This is a genomic window from Agromyces archimandritae, from assembly GCF_018024495.1.
Taxonomy (GTDB): domain Bacteria; phylum Actinomycetota; class Actinomycetes; order Actinomycetales; family Microbacteriaceae; genus Agromyces; species Agromyces archimandritae.
Genome location: NZ_CP071696.1, coordinates 1175657 through 1193666, shown reverse-complemented (window position 1 = coordinate 1193666; position 18010 = coordinate 1175657). Strand labels below are relative to the sequence as shown.

The 18010-nt window shown below is 69.9% G+C and carries 17 protein-coding genes; 7 read left to right on the top strand and 10 right to left on the bottom strand.

The genetic code is table 11. The features are described 5' to 3' along the window. Positions 1-158: 158 nt before the first annotated feature. Together G127AT_RS05425 and G127AT_RS05420 are read right to left on the bottom strand one after the other, a co-directional pair. Positions 159-557: an NINE protein gene (locus G127AT_RS05425; protein WP_210900827.1), complete on the bottom strand. Its 399-nt coding sequence runs from the start codon at positions 555-557 to the stop codon at positions 159-161. A 116-nt stretch (positions 558-673) separates the two neighbouring features. After that, complete coding sequence (locus tag G127AT_RS05420) at positions 674-1144, bottom strand: NUDIX hydrolase (RefSeq protein ID WP_210900825.1); 471 nt, start codon at positions 1142-1144, stop codon at positions 674-676. A 178-nt stretch (positions 1145-1322) separates the two neighbouring features. On the opposite strand from G127AT_RS05420, the gene G127AT_RS05415 reads away from it, so the two are divergent. Continuing rightward, complete coding sequence (locus tag G127AT_RS05415; protein ID WP_244857756.1) at positions 1323-1652, top strand: YciI family protein; 330 nt, start codon at positions 1323-1325, stop codon at positions 1650-1652. A gap of 124 nt (positions 1653-1776) precedes the next feature. After that, positions 1777-2319, top strand: coding sequence for a VanZ family protein (locus G127AT_RS05410; protein WP_210900823.1), 543 nt, complete (start codon positions 1777-1779; stop codon positions 2317-2319). A 72-nt stretch (positions 2320-2391) separates the two neighbouring features. On the opposite strand, the gene G127AT_RS05405 is transcribed toward G127AT_RS05410, so the two are convergent. From G127AT_RS05405 to G127AT_RS05375, 7 genes are all read right to left on the bottom strand, one after another. Further along, positions 2392-4068 (bottom strand): RNA-binding domain-containing protein, encoded by a 1677-nt coding sequence (locus G127AT_RS05405; RefSeq protein WP_210900821.1) that lies wholly within the window; start codon positions 4066-4068, stop codon positions 2392-2394. Positions 4069-4175: 107 nt separating this feature from the next. Continuing rightward, positions 4176-4709: a hypothetical protein gene (locus G127AT_RS05400; RefSeq protein WP_210900819.1), complete on the bottom strand. Its 534-nt coding sequence runs from the start codon at positions 4707-4709 to the stop codon at positions 4176-4178. Between the two features lie 266 nt (positions 4710-4975). Next, positions 4976-5551, bottom strand: a complete 576-nt coding sequence (locus G127AT_RS05395) for a hypothetical protein (RefSeq protein WP_210900817.1) — start codon at positions 5549-5551, stop codon at positions 4976-4978. A 77-nt stretch (positions 5552-5628) separates the two neighbouring features. Then, a complete protein-coding gene (locus G127AT_RS05390; protein ID WP_210900815.1) occupies positions 5629-7191 on the bottom strand; it encodes a plasmid pRiA4b ORF-3 family protein in 1563 nt (520 codons plus the stop codon). Positions 7192-7276: 85 nt separating this feature from the next. Beyond that, positions 7277-8137, bottom strand: coding sequence for a hypothetical protein (locus G127AT_RS05385; RefSeq protein ID WP_210900813.1), 861 nt, complete (start codon positions 8135-8137; stop codon positions 7277-7279). Continuing rightward, positions 8113-8694, bottom strand: coding sequence for a hypothetical protein (locus tag G127AT_RS05380; RefSeq protein WP_210900811.1), 582 nt, complete (start codon positions 8692-8694; stop codon positions 8113-8115). The genes G127AT_RS05385 and G127AT_RS05380 overlap by 25 nt, the downstream gene beginning before the upstream one ends. Before the next feature lie 87 nt (positions 8695-8781). After that, entirely contained in the window at positions 8782-9657 is an 876-nt protein-coding gene (locus G127AT_RS05375; RefSeq protein WP_210900809.1) for an SDR family oxidoreductase, read from the bottom strand. 236 nt (positions 9658-9893) lie between these two features. Between G127AT_RS05375 and G127AT_RS05370 the strand changes: the two genes are divergently transcribed. The 5 genes from G127AT_RS05370 to G127AT_RS05350 all read left to right on the top strand — a co-directional run bounded on the left by G127AT_RS05370 (position 9894) and on the right by G127AT_RS05350 (position 17482). Continuing rightward, on the top strand, positions 9894-11405 hold the full coding sequence (locus G127AT_RS05370) for an ABC transporter substrate-binding protein (protein ID WP_210900807.1): 1512 nt from the start codon (positions 9894-9896) through the stop codon (positions 11403-11405). A gap of 119 nt (positions 11406-11524) precedes the next feature. Beyond that, positions 11525-12466 (top strand): ABC transporter permease, encoded by a 942-nt coding sequence (locus G127AT_RS05365; protein ID WP_210900805.1) that lies wholly within the window; start codon positions 11525-11527, stop codon positions 12464-12466. Continuing rightward, positions 12463-15165, top strand: coding sequence for an ABC transporter ATP-binding protein/permease (locus G127AT_RS05360; RefSeq protein WP_210900803.1), 2703 nt, complete (start codon positions 12463-12465; stop codon positions 15163-15165). Before G127AT_RS05365 ends, G127AT_RS05360 begins: the two co-directional genes overlap by 4 nt. Further along, complete coding sequence (locus G127AT_RS05355) at positions 15162-16163, top strand: LacI family DNA-binding transcriptional regulator (protein ID WP_210900801.1); 1002 nt, start codon at positions 15162-15164, stop codon at positions 16161-16163. Before G127AT_RS05360 ends, G127AT_RS05355 begins: the two co-directional genes overlap by 4 nt. Next, positions 16160-17482: an alpha/beta hydrolase fold domain-containing protein gene (locus tag G127AT_RS05350; RefSeq protein WP_210900799.1), complete on the top strand. Its 1323-nt coding sequence runs from the start codon at positions 16160-16162 to the stop codon at positions 17480-17482. The genes G127AT_RS05355 and G127AT_RS05350 overlap by 4 nt, the downstream gene beginning before the upstream one ends. Before the next feature lie 14 nt (positions 17483-17496). Here G127AT_RS05350 and G127AT_RS05345 read toward each other — a convergent pair whose 3' ends face one another. Next, a complete protein-coding gene (locus tag G127AT_RS05345) occupies positions 17497-17850 on the bottom strand; it encodes a DUF7144 family membrane protein (RefSeq protein WP_210900797.1) in 354 nt (117 codons plus the stop codon). Positions 17851-18010 lie beyond the last annotated feature (160 nt).

Here is an 18010-nt window from a genome sequence, read left to right as displayed (position 1 = left end):
AGAAAGTGTCACACCCCAGGATGAACCCGACACTGGGTGACACTGCGCCGGCGCAAGTGCTGCGTGAGGAGGATCCGTTCGACGGACCCCGTAAGGTCATCGCCGCTGCCAAGGCGTTCGCGAACCTCGGATGAGGGCCCGCCCTATGCGCCGCCGACTCAAGGTCGTCGCTCGTGAGCTTCGGCAGCGATGACCGTGTTCAACCGGTTGACGTCGTCGGGAATCGTGAAGAGGTTCACAAGCATCCAGATAGCGGCGATGATGACCGGCACCCAGCCGACCATGACCGGAGTCAGAGCCCATCCGACCCACCACAGGATGATGATCGTTACACCCTGGCCAGGATGGCGTAGATAGAAACGGTCGGCGCCGAAGGCACCGAGGAGCAAGCAGAGCGCGATCGCGGCCCCAGTTGATTTCCACGGTGGCGGTGGAGCATACGGCTGCGAGGTCGGGGGAGCGAACTGGGCCCACCGCGTGCCGTCCCACCACCTGAGGTGTTTGGTTTCAGGATCCGGGTACCAACCGGCGGGGGCGGTGTGTTGCGCGTCAGTCATCAGCGGTACCGTAGCGTCGGGAGTTGCCCCACAGATAGCCCCAGATCGGGTGCTCTGTCGGCCCAGTACTCGGCGGTCAAACCTCGGATGCGGGTCCAGCTCATCATCGCGGCCGACTACCGCCCCGCCGCCCACCGCACCGCAGCATCCACCACCGGAACCTGCCCGGCGACGAGCAGGCGGCGGGCCTCGTCGGGGGCGAACCAGCCGATGCGGTCGATTTCGGGAAAGCTCGCTGTGCGGCCGGAGTGCGGCGGCCATTCGAGGGTGACGGCGTTGCCGGCCGGGGTGGCGATGCCGGGGTCGGCTTCGGCGATCCACACCCGGATCGTCTTGCCCGAGGCGTAGCGGAAGCTGCCGAGCTCGGCGAGCGGCACCTCTGGCACGGGCACGCCGAGCTCCTCCGCGAACTCGCGGCGGGCGGCGGCGAGCGGCTCCTCGCCCGGCTCGACGAGACCCTTCGGCAGCGACCACGCGCGCGCCTCCTTACGCGCCCAGAACGGGCCGCCCATGTGCCCGAGCAGCAGCTCGACCCCGCCGGCGGGCGGGCGGCGCACGAGCAGCACGCCGGCTGACTCCTGCGGCATGCGCGCCCCCTTCGCTCGCCTCCAGCATCCACCCCCGGCCTGCTCGGCGTGCCCGGCGGCGTGCCGTGCGTCCGCCGACCCGCATCCGAAAGGGCCGGTCGGCATGAGAATCGAGGAAGGCGCGGTTCGGCGTGACCTGCGCCGTTCGCAGCCGCCGATGGATGCCAGGAGGCGCCCCATGAAGATCCTGATCTCATTCCCGAGCGCGGCGATGGATGTCACCGCTGAAGAACTGCCCGCCGTCGAGGCCTCCTCGCACGCCGTCGTGCGCGAGGCGAAAGCCGCCGGCGTGTGGGTCTTCGGCGGCGGCATCGACGAATCCGTCCCGCCCGTCACCGTCGCCGGCGACGGCACCGTCGCCGACACGGCCGCGACCGGCCTCGACGGCGGATTCACCGTGCTCGAAGTGCCCGACCGCGCCGCCGCGCTCGACTGGGCGGCGAAGTTCGCCGTCGGCTGCCACTGCCCGCAGGAACTCCGCGTGTTCGGCTTCGACCCCGAAAGCTGAGGTACAAGCCCCGGGTGGATGCCGGGCCGCCCCGCCGCTTCGCCGGAACCCTACCGGGCGGTACTGCCGGGGCTGCCGGGCGCGCTGCCAGCTTCACGGGCGTCGCCGGTGCGAAGATGACCCCGTGCTCCGAGGCGGCGTCTGGTTCAGTCCGATCCCGGTGGCGGTCGCCGCCGCAGTCTTCGCCCTCGCGCTCGTCGCCGTCACCCTGATCCGCCCCGAACGCCGGCGGGCATGGGCGCGGTGGATGCTCGGGGCCAGCCTCGCCGGAGTGCTCGCCGTCACCATGCTCGGCGGATCGGGCGGCTCCGGCATCCCGAACCTGACCCCCGGCGACACCATCGTGCCGCAGCTCACCAACCCCGACTACCCCCTCGGCCGGTTCAACGTCATCGGCAACCTCGCTGTATTCGTCCCCATCGGCTGGCTCGTCGCGCTGCTGGCCGCGCCCCGCCTCACCGCCGGCTCGCGCGTGCTCGTCGGGGCCGCCGCCGGCACCCTGCTGTCGATCGCGATCGAGATCACGCAGGGCCTCACCGGCCGCGTCGCCGACATCGACGACGTCATCCTCAACGGAGTCGGGGCTCTCGCCGGTGCTGTCGTGGCAGTTGCGCTCAGCGCGCTGCGGCGCGGTGCGCGGGGCGATGCGGCGGTGGTGGGGGAGTAGTGCACTCTGTGCAAGAACTGCACACGGGATGCTGAGCTTTGTGCCCGCAGGGGCACGGATGCCCGCGCGCGCTCACGCTCTGACATAGCGCGACGTGCGGCGTTCTCCGATCAGCCGAAGTTCTCCTTCGTCGCGAAGACGCAAGAGGATGCGGCGAGCTTCCTCCGGACTTGTCCCGCAGAGTTCAGCGGCCTCGCTTCGAGAGATGCTCCCGTTCGCGTCGACGTAGTTCAGGATCATCTGGGCCTGTTGGGGTTCATCGAAGGCGCGGACGCGCACGTATCCGGCATCGCTTGCCAGTTTCCGGTAGGTGGATGAGCTGAGAAGGTACCGTCGCGCGCGACCGTTGCCTCGCATCTCGACGACGCCTTCTTCGAGCAGGCGTGTGAGCCTGGTCCTCGTTTGCGTGATCGGGCGCTGGAGCAATCCGGACAACTCGGTGAGAGACTGTTTCGGATCGTCCTTCAGCGATCGGACCACCTGCAGATCGGCGAGGTCGAAGGCCCTTCCGGTGCGTTCATCGTGCTCGATGACGAAGCGGACCAGCGGGATATCGCTTCCGCCGAGTTGCACGGACACGACCACTTGGTTTCCGTCTGTGCCGCTGTAATCGGGCTCGGGACGACCGCTGCGGAGCTCTGCTTCGAACACCCGGTTGATGCCGTTGCCGTTCCGTTCGACGAGACCGGCGTGCTTGAAGGCGTCGGCGAGGATTCGGCTGCGCGGATTGCTGACCTCGAGGAAGTTCTGAAGCGTCGTCCCACGCGGGAAACCGCCCGGGCTCGACACACGGAGTTCGTCATCCGAGAGCTGGACGGCGACCGTGCCTCTCACCGTGTAGTCGCGGTGCACGAGCGCATTCGCAATGAGTTCACGAGCTACGATCTCGGGAATCCGATCGATGGTCACGCGGAGGAGGCCGACGGTGATGTCTGCTTCGGAGTTGTGCGGACGGAGATCCTCGAAAAGGCCCTCGGCCGTCTTGAACAGGGGGTCCACGTTCTCGACACTGCGACCGGTGTTCCCGGAGAGCACGCGGAACGCCGTCTCATGTGTCGGAATGTAGCGTCTGATCGACTCACTCCGCCCGAAGAGCAACAGAGCCCCACGCCTGAGGATCAATCGCGAGCCGTCACGCTCGGCGACCTCGAGCGAGCTGAGCAGATCTTCGTTGCTGAGGGCAGCCAAACCAGCGGATGCGCGGCCTGCTCGCGCGGCGAGCCGCCGGAAGCGCTCGAACTCGGCCGGGTCCAGGTCGGACATGCCGGCCGTGGGTTCTCTCAGCCGCGCAAAATCCGTCTCGCCTCGCGAGATGCGCTCTGCGAGCATCTCGTGCGCAAGAAGCGGAAGGCATGCAGGTCTACCGTCCGCCCCGAACCCTCGGCGCACATAGAGACCCTGCCGAGTGCCGACGATCGACTCGGCGTTCGGCACCTCGATCCGGATGACTTCTCGGGCCTCATCGACAACCACGACTTCGGCCTGCGTGACAAGCGGAGGAACGGTGTTGTTCGAGATGTAGGCCTGCAGACGAAGAGGATCGGTGGATGGTTTGTGGTGAGGCTTCGCGCCCGTGATCCGCCCGTCGTCCTCGACACCGATGAGGAGGGTGCCGCCCTCGCCGTTCGCCAGGCATACGACGACCTCGACGATGGTGCTATCACTGAGTTTTCCGTGCGCTTCAGACTTGAACTCGAGCTTGAGCGTCTCCCCGCCAGCGGTCAGCTCGGCCAGCTCGTCCGGTGTCATGGTCAAAGTATGTCAAAGTTTTTGATTCCTCTCGACTGTTGGTCGAGGGATTTCAAAATTGCCAAACCAAAATGTCAAAGCTGCCCGCAACGAGGCTGGCTGCCGGCTCAGCCGCGCTCGCCGGGGTTGGGGACGAGGACGGTCTCGATGACGCCGATGTAGATCTCCTCAGGGGCGCCTTCGATACCGAGGACACCAGGCACGGGCATCCATGTGCCGCCCGCGAGGCGGTACTCGGCCGAGTAGAGCACGGTCGGTGTGATCGTGTGCGTGCCGCGTTCGGTGAAGACATGGCTCGTGGGCGTTACGGTGAACTCGTCCTGGCCGAGCTCGGCCCAGGTCGCGCCCTGATCGGTCGACTCGACGACTCCGCCATCGGATGCCACCATGCGGAATGCCACCGGTGTGAAGCGCACATCCGCCGGCTGGCCGAGAAGCTCGGCGGAGACGACATGGGGTTCCGCCTGGAGCACGAAGTTCACAGGCATGTTCCGGACGCCCCATCCGTCGGGTTCCGAGACGGCGCCCGGATCCGCGGGCTGGAAGCGCTCGATGTCCGTCATCGTGATGGCCGGGGTTCCGGGGGTCGCGTCGGCCGGCTCCGCCGGTGCGCAGGTGTAACTCGAGAAGTTGACCGACACGATGCACGGGTACGTCCTGACGAGCTCTTTCGGCCCGAATTGCAGAATCTCGCCGGGAGTGCGAGTGGTGGTGCCGCCACTCTCAGTTCCGCCCCCGTCGTTGGATGCCTCCGAGCCGCCAGTGGAGCTGGCGGCGCCTACACAAACCCCATCTTTGGTGGTCACTGCCCCCGTGAGTGCGTTGCGAGTGGTGCAGGTGTTCGCAGATGCCGGCGAGGCTGCCCCGAGCAACAGCTGAGACGCGACAACGCTGGCTGCTACTCCGATCAGCAGAAGTTTTCGCGTGTCCACAGGGTCCTTTCGGATACCTTCAACGTCGTCGTTGTGCCCTCGATGACCAAGGAATAGGGAACGAGGTCGACGCGATCGGGCAAGACGACAGACTTCCCGGAGGCGTCGAGGACATCGACGGCTGAAACGTCCTCGCAGGCGCGGACGGCGACGACTGCTCCGCGATCCTGGCTCTCGTAGGAGTCGACAGTCTCGACGAAGGTGAAGGTGATGTCACCGACCACGTGCTCACCATTCTTCTGAAACTCTTGAATGTCCGACTCAAGGTCGCGTAGCGCAGAGCCTTCGGCGGCAGCCTCAAGGTCAGCGGCGTCCGCGCCTTTCGCTGTGCTTGCCAGGAACGTATCGATCCAACGCTGATACGCCTCCTCTGCCGCAGCCAACGCCTCCTCATCCGTCTCGAAGATCTTCGCAACCGGCGTTTCCGACGGCGTCGGCTTCGCCGTCGGCTCCGGCTCCGACGAGCACGCGGCGAGCGGGACGAGCAGGGCGACCCCGAGGAGAACAGCGGACAGCCGCCGGGCGGCACGGAGGGCGGAGGAGTCGGGCATGCCAGCGAACCTAACCGATGCCGCCGCGACGTGCAGAAGTTGTCCACAGACGGGCATGCACGGCGATGCACCCGAACTCACGCCAGGTCGCCGACCCCCAGCACAGCCCGCCCGAACGCTCGCAGCACCGCACGTTCGTCGTCGGCGCTCATCAGCGGGTCGAGGCGCGCGCGGAAGCCGAGCGAGGCGAAAACTTCGTGCACTCCGCCGAGCAGGCCGAGCGCGTCACGCGGCAGGAGGGGGCTGCCATCGCGGTTGGCCCACTCGAGCGCCTCGAGCCCGGACGCGATCGCACGCAGTTGCGCCGTTTCGTCCGACGCATCGCCGACACGGAGCCGGGAAAACCGGTGCGCCGAGTCCACCTCGCGGTTTCGCGAGCGTCGATCACCGCACGCGAGTTCCACGGCATACAGCTCGATGGCGTCCTCCTCGGCCGGACGCGTCGCGCCGAGCGCCGTCCGCCGCGCGAGATGCGTGAGGAGTGCGGCATCGTCCGTGCCGATCGCGCGAGCGGCCGGGGTTCGCATGAGGCGTCCCTTGAAGACGCGAACGAGCCCCAGATGCCGTGCCGTCTCACGCAGCGCGCGCATCGGTACGGTGTTGTCCTCACGGTTCCCCGTCCCGATCCACCCCGCGAATGCCGGGATCTCGTCCATGCCGGTTCGTACGACGGCCGGCGGCATCCACCCCGCCTTCGACAGCTGGATGCCGTCGCTACCGACGGCATCGAGCAGCCACCGGAAGGGCTGCACGGCAGTCCGCACGGCCTCGGGGGATGGTGCGTCCACGGTCGGGTCGAGGGCGCCGCTCGCACGCATGCGGATCCGAAGCTCGCGTGCGTAGGGCGGCATCAGCGCGTCGAGCAACCGGACGACGGCAGCACCGGCATCCACTGCGGGCTGTTCGTCGGCCGCGATGAGGCCGGATGTGTCGCTGGCGACGTCGAAGCGGAGCGCGAGCTCGCGATCCACCGCCTCCGCATCGAACGCGTCGGGGTCGAAACCGCCTGCCGGCCACGCGATGTCCTCCGACCAGAGCACCGCGTCGTGGAACTCCTCCCAGTCGGGCTCGCCGACCGTGACGGGGTCTTGCAGGCGATCGATTAGCCCCTCATAGCCGTGCGGTCCGCCGGAGTCTTCGAGCGGGCCGCGACGTTCGCCGCGGACGAGCTCGGCGCGGCGACGCCACGGCGACAGCCCGGGTTCGTCGGCCGGGGCTCTCTCGATGAGTTCGAGGGTGAGCAGCCATCCGTCGCCGAAGTCGTAGCTGTACCCGAGCGGGCCGTCGAGCGTGTCGAACACGTCCGCGACGGTGACGGTGCTCTCATCGACGACCGTCAGCGGCCGGGCACCGGGGAACGGATTCGCGGCCGCGGCGCGCGCCTCTTCGAACTCCTCCGGCGGCACCCAACTGCGCACCGGGCCCTCGTCCATGTGCGATCGCCGCGACATGAACGCGGCCTCGCTGCGGTCGTCGTCGTGGAACTCGTGCAGATGCGCGTCCCGCCAGCCCATCACGGCCTGCAGCACGTCGTGCAGCTCCTCCAGCGTCAGCGACCCGTCGATATCGAGGAGTCGCCAGATCTCGGGCTCGACGGCGTCGAGCGAGACGCGCAGGCGGAGACGTTCGTGCGTGTTCATCGGGCTCCTCGGGCTGCTGACCGGCGCGGGCTGCCGGATCCCCAGATCGTGTCGGAAGCGGGACCGGATGGGCTTGATCAATTTATCAGCGGCGTTCGCCGGAGTTGGGGACGAGGACGGTCTCGATGATGCCGATGTAGATCGGGTGGGAGTCGCCGCCGATCGCGAGGCCGCCGGGGATCGCAGTCCAGCCGGAGCCGGCGAAGCGGTACTCGGCGGTGTAGAGGACCGTCGGGGTGAACTGGTGGTCGCCGCGTTCGGTGAAGACGTAGCTGGTGGCGGTTTCGGTGAAGTCGTCCTGGCGGAGGTCTTCCCAGGTCGCGCCCGCGTCGTTCGAATCGATCGCGCCGCCGTCGGAGAAGTTCACCCGGAACGCGACGGGGGTGAAGCGGACATCGGCGGGCTGGCCGAGGAGCTCGCCGGCGACGACGTGGGGCTCTGCGTTCAGGACGAAGTTCACCGGTCGGTCGACGATGCCCCAGCCCTCGGGTTGCGAGACGACACCGGGGCCTGCCGGCTTGTAGCGCTCGACGTCTTCGAGGGAGACGGCCGCCGCAGGGTCGCCGGGCTCTCCCGGGCCGGGGAGCACCACGCATCGGGTCGTGGGGACGAGGTTGTCGTACTGGAGGCACCAGCGGTCCTGGACGACGCGGACGTCGTTCGCGTAGGTCTGGTAGTCCGGCGGATCGGTGTCAGCCGGGGGGTCGATGCTGATGATCGAGTCGGCCGGTTCGTTGGGGTCGACGATGCCGATGATGGATGCGATTACCTCGTCGGAGTCAGTACCCCAGTTGCCAAACGGGTTACCCGGGTCAGGTACCGGTTCTGGCTGAGACTCAGACTCGGGGCTCGGCGTCGGCGTTATATCTGGCACGGGCATGAAGGGGCTGTTTGCGAGCAGGCTTGCCGCTATGGCAACGTTCAGCAGAAATTGTCGCCACGCCACAGCGAGGTCTCCTTCAACACGAGCCGGGGATCTTCCGGAGCGACAGAGACGAACTCGCCGAGAGCAGGCGTGATCTCAGCACGCTTGCCGGTCACATCTGCACCCGATGCGTCGATCATGCGTGTTTCCGAACTATCGATGCAGTAGTAAGCCGAGACGTGTGCCATGTCGGAGTCCTGCCAGTGCTCGGCGACCTTCACACCGTAAAACGTCGTGCGCCCTTGGATATGCACTCCAAGGTCAGGGAGCTCGCTGAGGTACTCAATGCTTTGTTCGGTTGCGGGGCTCGCAGTGACTTCCCGTAGGGCATCTGGATCATCCCCGCCCCGTTCCCCCTGCTCGCCGAGCACGTCATAGAACGCGGTCAACGAGGCTTCGGTTGCAGCCAACGCTTCTTCCTTCGTCTCGAAAATCTTCGCAACCGGCGTTTTCGACTGCGACGGCTTCGCCGTCGGCTCCGGCTCCGACGAGCACGCGGCGAGCGGGACGAGCAGGGCGGCGCCGAGGAGAACAGCGGACAGCCGCCGGGCGACACGGGGAGCAGGGGAGTCGGGCATGCCAGCGAACCTAATGGATCTCGTTGCCGCGTGCAGAAGTTGTCCACAGGGCCGAGCCGGTCCGGCGCGCCCCGGCATCCACACCCGTCACCCGAGGCTGAAGCCGCCGTCGCTCGTGAGCACTTGGCCGACGACCCAGGCGCCGGCGGGGCCGGCGAGCCAGGCGATGAGTTCGGCGGGGTCGGCGGGGCGGCCGAAACGGCCGAAGGGGGTTTCGGCGAGGCGGCGGTCGAGTTCGTCGAGGTCGCGGTCGCTCGCGCCGGCATCCATGTAGCCGGTGTTCACGGGCCCGGGGTTCACGGTGTTCAGGATGATGCCGAGGCCGAGCAGTTCGGCGGCGACGGTCGGGGTGATGCCGGCGAGGGCGGCCTTGCTCGTCGCGTAGGCGACCTCGCCGCGCATGGGCGCGTGCACCTGGCCCGACGTCATCCAGAACACGCGGCCGCGCGGCTCGGCGAAGGGGCCGTCGGAGGCGGGGCGTTCCCCGGGGCGGAGCGCCTCGCGCGGCCCGTCGACACCGGCGACGGCGCGGGCGAACGCGCCCGTCAGCAGCAGCGTCGAGCGCGTGTCGATTGCCCAGAACTCGTCGAGCCGCTCGGCGGTCATGTCGAGGATGCCGCCGTCGCCGCCGCTCTTGGCGTGGTTGCAGACGAGGATGTCGACGGATCCGGTGAGCCCGCGCGCCGCGTCGAGCAGCGGCTGGATCTCGGACGGGTCGGCGAGGTCGGCGCCGAGGTCGCCGAAGCGGGCGCCCGGGGCGAGGGCCGAGCGGATGCCGGATCGCACCGCATCCAGGTCGTCGCCGCCCCACGGCTGCTCGAGGTCGTGCGGCCGGAAGTGGTGGATGAACACGCTCGCCCCGAGCCGGGCGAGCCGGGCGGCGACCGCGTATCCGATGCCGCGGCGCCGCGAGACCCCGGTGACGAGCGCGGTGCGGCCGGCGAGCGGGAACGTTTCGGGCATCCGCTCATCATCGCAGAGGTGCGGATGCCGGTGGTCCCGGCATCCGCCCGCCCGCCCGCCGCGAGCGAACCCTGTGAAGCGCTTTACACTGAGGGTTTTACACTGCGTTGGGCCGATACGTACGCTCGCTTGCGGGCCGTTGCCAAGAGTGGCCCGCCGGTGCCCCGACCGGCCCCCTTCCCGAGGACGCGGAGGACACAGTGATCCGATACACCCGACTCGCAGCGCTCGCTGCCGTGACGACAGCAGCGCTGCTCGTTTCCGGTTGCGCGAGCTCGAGCGATGACCGCGGCGGCGATGCCGACCGCGGCGACACCCTCACGATCGGGCTCGCGGCGGCGCCGACGAGCCTGAATCCGGCCGACATGAACCAGTCGGCCAACCAGTTCGCGATGCCCGCCTACGACTCCCTCATCTTCGAGGAATCGTCGGGCGAGCTCGTGCCCGGCCTCGCGACCGAGTGGGGCTACACGGACGACGAGAACCGGGTCTTCGAGCTGAAGATCCGCGACGGCGTCACGTTCTCGGACGGCGAGGAGCTCACCGCCGAAGCCGTCGCCGAGTTCTTCGACTTCTTCACCGCCGGCTCGTCGAACATGGCGAACCTGATCTCGGGCGGCACCTACGAGGCCATCGACGACGAGACGGTGCGGATGAGCTGGGACACCCCGCACCCGCTCGTTCCGCAGAGCCTCACACAGCGCTTCCTCGGCGGCATGGTCGTCTCGCCCAAGGCGATGGAGGATCCCGACACCCTGTCGACCTCGACCGCAGGCACCGGGCCGTACACGCTCGTGCCCGACGAGACGATCACCGGCAACAGCTACGTGTACGAGGCCCGCGACGACTACTGGTCGCCCGACAACCAGCTCTGGGACCGCATCGTCATCAAGGTCATCGAGACGACCGACCAGCGCGTCAACGGGCTGAAGGCCGGCGAACTCGACCTCGTCGCCGGCGACCTGACCACGGCCGAATCCGCCGAGGCCGCCGGCTTCACCGTCGGCTACGCGCCCTTCGTCTTCGTCGGGCTCAGCCTGCTCGACCGCGACGGAACCCTCGGTACGCCGCTCGCCGATGTGCGGGTGCGTCAGGCGATCAACTACGCGCTCGACCGCGACACCGTCGCCGAGGCGCTCCTCGGCACGTACGGCGAGCCCACCGAGCAGACCGTCACATCCGCCGAATCGGGGTACGTCGAAGAGCTCGCCGGGCACTACGCCTACGACCCCGAGCAGGCGAAGCGGCTGCTCGCGGAAGCGGGCTACCCCGACGGGTTCAGCCTGCCCGTGGTCGCCGTGAACAACCCGACCCAGGGTGCGCTCGCACAGGTCATCACCGAGCAGCTCTCGAAGGTCGGCATCGCGATCGACCTCGTCGCCGAGCAGAGCGACGGGTACTTCCAGAAGATGTCCGGCGGCGAATACCCGGCGGCCGTCATCGGCTACGGCTCGCAGCCCATGTGGATGGAATACCAGGGCCTCTACGGCCCGGATGCCGCGTTCAACGGTCTGAAGGCGCAGCGCGACGAGCTCGACGAGCTCTTCACGAAGGCCGCAGCGGCCGGCGACCCGGCCGAGCAGCGCGAGCTCAACGAGCAGACCGAGCGCTACCTCGTCGAAGAGGCGTGGTTCGCGCCCCTCGCCCTGATGCCGAACTTCTGGTACTCGGCCGACACGATCCAGGCCCCCGAGGTCACGGTCGCCGTGCCGTCGCCCGTGTTCCGCAGCATCGCCCCCGCCGAATGAGCCGGTGCCGGCGGGCGGCCTCTCCCGCCCGCCGGCACCCCTGATCAGCCCCACCCGCCGGCCGCACGCCCGAACACCAGCGCACCGGCATCCACACCCGAACAGAGAGGAGCCCACAGATGTCGTGGCGCCGCCTCGCGAACTGGCTCGTGATGAGCATCGTGCTCGTCTTCGCCGTCTCCGCCCTCACCTTCCTGCTGATCTCGCTCACGCCGGGCGACGCCGCACGCACCGTCGTCGGCCCCGAGGCGAGCGCCGAACGCTACCAGGAGGTGCGCGCCCAGCTCGGCCTCGACCTGCCGGTCTGGCAGCAGTACCTGAACTGGCTCGGCGGGCTGCTGACGGGCGACCCGGGCCGCTCCCTGCTCTCGGGCGTGCCGATCGACCAGGTGCTGCAGGACCGCATCGAGCCGACGCTCGCGCTCATGCTGTGCGCCTTCGTCTGCTCCACGATCGTCGGCATCACCCTCGGCGTCGTGTCGGCCTCGCGCGGCGGGGCGCTCGGCCGCTTCGTCGACATGCTGAGCCTCGGCGGCATCGCCGTCCCCACCTTCTGGATCGGCCTCGTGCTCGTCGCCGTCTTCTCCGTCGGCCTCGGCTGGCTGCCGACCTCGGGGTACCGGCCGATCGCCGACGGGGTCGGGGAGTGGCTGCCGCGGATGATCCTGCCCATCATCACCCTCACCCTCGCCGGCACCGCCCTGCTCGCCCGGCAGACCCGCGACGCCGTCGCCGAACAGCTCACGATGCCCTACATCGTGCTGCTGCGGGCGCACGGCGTCAGCGAACGCAGCCTCGTGTGGCGGCACGCGCTCCGCAATGCGGCCGTGCCGATCATCACGATCCTCGGCATGAAGCTCATCGGCCTGACCACGGGCACGGTGCTCGTCGAGACGGTGTTCTCGATCCCGGGCCTCGGCAGCTACGCCGTGCAGCAGACGCAGGCCCACGACCTGCCCGTGGTGCAGATCATCACCCTGATCTTCACCATCGTGGTCGTCGTCACGAACCTGCTGGTCGAACTCGGCTACGGCCGTCTGAACGTGAAAGCCCGCGCATGAGCACCATCGCAGAACCCCAGGACACCGCCCGCCCGCCCGCCGGGCCCGACGCGCCGGAGCCCGCCGCCGAGCCCGCGCAGACCCGCGCCGTCCGCCCCCTCTGGCGCCACCTCGCCGCCCGGCCCTCGGTCGTCGTCGCCGCGATCCTCTTCGCCCTCATCGTGCTCGCGGTCGTCTTCGCCGACGCGATCAGCCCGTACTCGCCGCTCGCGCAGGACCTCACCGAGGTGTTCGCCCTGCCGAGCCCCGCGCATCCGCTCGGCACCGACGACCTCGGCCGCGATGTGCTCTCGCGCCTGCTGCACGGCGGGCAGGGCACCCTGCTCGGCATCCTGCAGGCGGTCATCGTCTTCCTCGTGCTGGGCGTCGCGCTCGGCCTCGTCGCCGGCCTCACCGACGGCTGGGTCGACGGGCTCGTGAACCGGTTCGCGGAACTGCTGATCAGCGTGCCGACGATCATCATCATCCTCGTGGTGCTGACGATCGTGCCGGGCAACATGACGACGGCGATGATCACCGCCGGCATCCTCGCCAGCCCGCTGCTCATCCGCCTCGTCCGCGGCAATACGAAGAGCCTCAGGAACGAGCTCTACGTCCGCGCCGCCCTCGCCTCGGGCCTCACGCGCACGCAGGTCGCGGTGCGGCACATCCTGCCGCGGCTGACGGGCCCGATCCTCGTGCAGGCGACCGTGTTCGCGTCGTCGGCGATCATGATCGAGACCGGCCTCGGCTACCTCGGCTTCGGCACGCAGATGCCGAACCCCTCCTGGGGCAACATCGTGAAGACGGCCTCGAATGCGATCAACCAGCAGCCGTGGCTGCTCGTGCCGGCGGGCCTGACGATCGCGATCACGGTCGTGTGCCTCGCGATCCTCGGCGACGGGCTGCGCGACGCGGTCGCAGAGCGGTGGTCGGGAGTGTCGGCGGGGCGCGCGCGGCGGCGCGGGCGTCGGGCGGCGGATGCCGGTGCGTCGGCGGATGCCGCGGGTGCGGTGGATGCCGGTGCGTCGGTGGATGCCGGTGCGTCGGTGGATGCCGGTGCGGCGCCGCTCACCCTGCCGCCCGTCGATGCCGTCCTCAGCGTCCGCGGGCTCACGGTCGAGGTCGACACGCCCTCCGGCCCGGCCGTGCTCGTCGACGACGTCGGTTTCGACGTGCGCCCCGGCCGTACGCTCTGCCTCGTCGGCGAGTCCGGCTCCGGCAAGTCGATCACGGCCCTCGCCGTCCTCGGCCTGACCCGCGGGCCGCGCATCGCGGCCGGAAGCATCCGCATCGCCGGGCAGGAGCTCACCGGGCTCGACGACCGGGCCTACCGCCGGGTGCGCGCGAGCCGGTTCTCGTACATCACGCAGGACCCGCAGGGCTCGCTCGACCCGTCGATGCGGGTCGGCGACTTCCTGGTGAAGGTCATCCGCATCCGCTCCGACCGTTCCCGCTCCGACGCGCGCCGCCTGGCCGTCGAGCTGCTCGCGAGCGTCGAGCTGCGGGACCCCGAGGCCGTCATGCGCAAATACCCGCACCAGCTGTCGGGCGGTATGGCGCAGCGCGTCGTGATCGCCGCGGCCCTCGCCGGCGAGCCCGACGTGATCATCGCCGACGAACCGACGACGGCCCTCGACGTCACCGTGCAGGCCGGCATCCTCGAGCTGCTGCACCGCATCCTCGCCGGCTCGCGCACGGCCCTCGTGCTCATCACCCACAACTGGGGCGTCGTCGCCGACCTCGCCGACGACGTCGCCGTCATGTACCGGGGGCGGATCGTGGAGCGCGCCGGCGTGCACGAGGTCTTCCGTGCGCCGAAACACCCGTTCACCCGGCGGATGCTCGCCGCCGATCCGTCGCTGAGCCCCCGGCAGGCCGACCCGGCCGCCGAAGCCGTCGACGCGCTCGTGAGCGTGCGCGACCTCGTCGTGGACTACCCGATCCGCACCGCCTCGGGCAAGAAGAGCGTCTTCCGCGCCGTCGACGGCGTCTCGTTCGACGTGCCGCGCGGGCGCACCCTCGGCATCGTCGGCGAGTCCGGCTCCGGCAAGTCGACCTCGGGCAACGTCGTCGCCGGACTGGTCGAGGCCACCTCGGGCACGATCGTCTTCGACGGCCGCGACATCAGCCGCGCGAGCGCCCGGGAACGCCGGGCGCTCACCCGCGATATCCAGGTCATCTTCCAAGACCCCTACGGCTCGCTGAACCCGGTGAAGACCATCGGCCGCACCCTCGCCGAACCCCTCGTCGCCGGCCACGGCATGTCGCGTGCCGCCGCACGTGAACGCGTCGCCGACGCCCTCGCCCGCGTCGGCCTCGATGCCGGCGCCGCCGACCGCTACCCGGCGCAGTTCTCCGGCGGGCAACGGCAGCGCATCGCGATCGCCCGCGCCGTCGTGCTGCAGCCGAAGCTCATCGTGTGCGACGAACCCGTCTCGGCGCTCGACCTGTCGATCCAGCAGCAGGTCCTCGAGCTTCTCGCCCGACTGCAGCGCGAACTCGGCCTGAGCTACATCTTCATCTCGCACGACCTCTCCGTCGTCCGCAGCTTCTGCGACGAGGTCCTCGTGATGAACGGCGGCCGCATCGTCGAGGCCGGCCCGGTCGCGGCGGTCTGCGACGACCCGCAGGATCCGTACACCCGCGCGTTGCTCGAAGCGGCGCCGGTCGCCGACCCCGAGGTGCAGCGCGCTCGCCGTGCGGAGGCGCACGCATGAACGGCGGGCCCACGATCTACGACGTCGCATCCGCCGCCGGGGTGTCGATCGCGACCGTCTCGCACACCATGAACCGGCCGGCCCGCGTCGGCGAGGAGACCCGGAAGCGGGTGCTCGCCGAGATCGACCGCCTCGGCTACGTACCCCATGCCGTCGCCGTGCACCGTGCCCGCACGAAGGCGCTCCGGGTCGGCGTCATCGCCCCGTTCACCTCCTACGCCTCGTTCGGCACCCGCCTGCAGGGGGTGCTGCGCCTGTTCGCCGGCACGGCCCACGAGGTCCTCGTGTACGACCACGACTCGGTGTCGCGGATCTCGTCGCCGAGGCTTGCGATGCTGCCGGTGTCGGGCCAGCTCGACGGGCTCATCGTGATGGGCATCCCGCTCGACGACGACACCGCCGAACGCCTGCTCGCCCGGCGCATCCCGACGGTGCTCGTCGACGGCGCCCGGCCCGAGTTCTCCTCGATCGTCGTCGACGACGAGCGCGGCGGATACCTCGCCGGCCGCCGTCTCATCGAGCGCGGGGCGAGCGAGTTCCTCTACGTCTCCGAAGGGCAGGTCTCGCGCCGCTACGTCTCACCGGGGCAGCGGCGCATGCACGGCGTGATCCGCGCGCTCGGCGAAGCGGGCCTGCCGCCCGAAACCCTCCGCCACGTCGCCGTCGGTCCGACGATGGCCGATGCCCGCAAGGTCGGCGCCGCACTGGCGACGGTGACCGGCACCGGCACCGGCATCGTCGCCCACCACGACGGCATCGCCGCCGGCCTCGTCGCCGGCCTCCGTTCGGCGGGTCGCGATGTTCCCGGCGAGTTCGCCGTCGTCGGGTTCGACGGCGGCCCGGTCGCCGAGGCGGCTGCGCTCACCACGATCGTGCAGCCGCTCGCACGATCCGGCACGGCCGGGGCCGAAGTGCTCGCCCAGCACATGCGCGACCCGGAGACGCCCGTCAAACACGTGACCCTCGGGGTCGAACTCAGCGAAGGAGCCACCGCGTGACCGACGCGCCTGCCGACGGAACACCGATTCCGCTCGTCGAGGCGGCCGCCGAGCGACTCGCCCGGGTCGCTGCCGCCGAGGCGGAAGCGGATGCCGCCTTCACCGAACTCACCAGGGCGGCCGCCCTGCCCGAGGGCATCACCCGCAACAGCCGACTGGGCGACGCCCTGCTCCTGGTCGAACGGCTGCGCTCGGCGCTTCCCGGGCCCGAGCTGCCGCCGATGCTGCCCCGGCCTGGGCAGAGCGATGCGGACTGGCGCGCGGCGGTCGCCGAAGCGCGCACGGCGCACAACGCCTATGCGGTGTCGTTCCAGTCGGCGGTGCGGGAGCGGGGGCGCGAAGCGCTCGGCGTGCCCGGCGGCGGCATCCTCGCCTGGGAGCTCGAGCCCGGCATCCACCCGCCGGCCCCCGAAGACATCCGGATCGACGTCGACGCCATCCGCCTGACGCGCTCGTTCGGCGAAGCGAGCGGGGCTGCGGACGGGGACGTGCCGGGCGGAGCCGCCGGCGACATCGTCGACGCGGTGGATGCCGGGGCGTGCCCGGCTGCCTGGACGACGTCGATCCGCATCCAGCGCCCCGACCTCGGCGTCGGCGGCCCGGCGGCGGCCGGCGCGGCCCCCGCGATCGTCGAACTGCACGGCGGCGCCTTCTGGATGGGCGACGGCGACTGCCTGCGCGCTCTCGGCGACCCCTCGGCGCGGTATCTCGCGGGCCGCCTCGGCGCCGTCGTCGTCACGGTCGACTACCACCTGACGCCCGAGCACGGCTACCCGACGCCCGTCCTCGACGCGATCGCCGCGATCGACTGGGTGCGTGCGAACGCCGCGACGCTGGGAGTGGATGCCGGGCGCATCCTGCTGGCCGGAACCTCCTCCGGCGGCAACGTCGCCACCGCCGCCGCAATCGCCGACGGCGAACGTGAAGGCGTCCCGCCCCTCGCGGGCGTCGTGCTCACCGCCCCCGCCCTCGACCTGACCGACTTCGGCACCTTCTACTCGAGCACCCCCGAACGCCGGACCGCGCGCGCGGCGCTGCTCGACGCCTACACCGGGGCGGTGGATGCCGGCGCGCCGACGGTCTCACCTGCGCGGCACCCCGTGCCGGCGACCTTCCCGCCCGCCGTCGTCGTGACCTCCGCGTTCGACGAGGTCGCCGCCGGCAGCGCCCAATGGGCCGCCGGGCTCGCCGACGCCGGCATCCCGGTCCGCCACGGCGTCTTCGAGATGACGCACACGCTCGGCCATCCCCACGACGAAGCCGACATGCGGGAGTACCTCGCCGCCGGCATGGAGTGGCTGCTCGCCGGCGCGCGGTAGGCGCGCGGCGCCGCTCAGCGGAAGTACTCGTTCGCGGGCTTCGTGTACAGCAGGATGATGCCGACGACCGCGAGGAGCCCCGAGAACAGCGCCGACCAGAACGTGAACGGCGAGAACAGCAGGAAGAACGAGGAGATCGCGTTCACCGCGAACACGATGGTGACGATGATGCGCGCCGCGTTCGAGCCGCGGAACAGCCCGACGCTCACGACGATCGTGATCACGCCGATGATGATCGCCCACAGCCCGGAGCCGAAGTTCCCGCCGCCCGGCAAGAGTTGGATGATGCCGCCGAGGATCTGCAGTGCGCCCGAGATCCAGGCGATCACTGCGACGATCGTGACTCCGACGGGTCGTACTGCCGCCATGTCGATTCCCCCTTTTCGGCCGCCCCCGCGGCCAGCCGGCCGCCTTCGCGGCCTCCTTCAACCGTAGCGAGGCCGGGCGCGGGCCGCTACGGGGTGCGGATGCCGGGGCGCGCCGCACGGCGCGGCCGGGGCTCCCCGCGGTCGAGTTGTACGCTGAGGG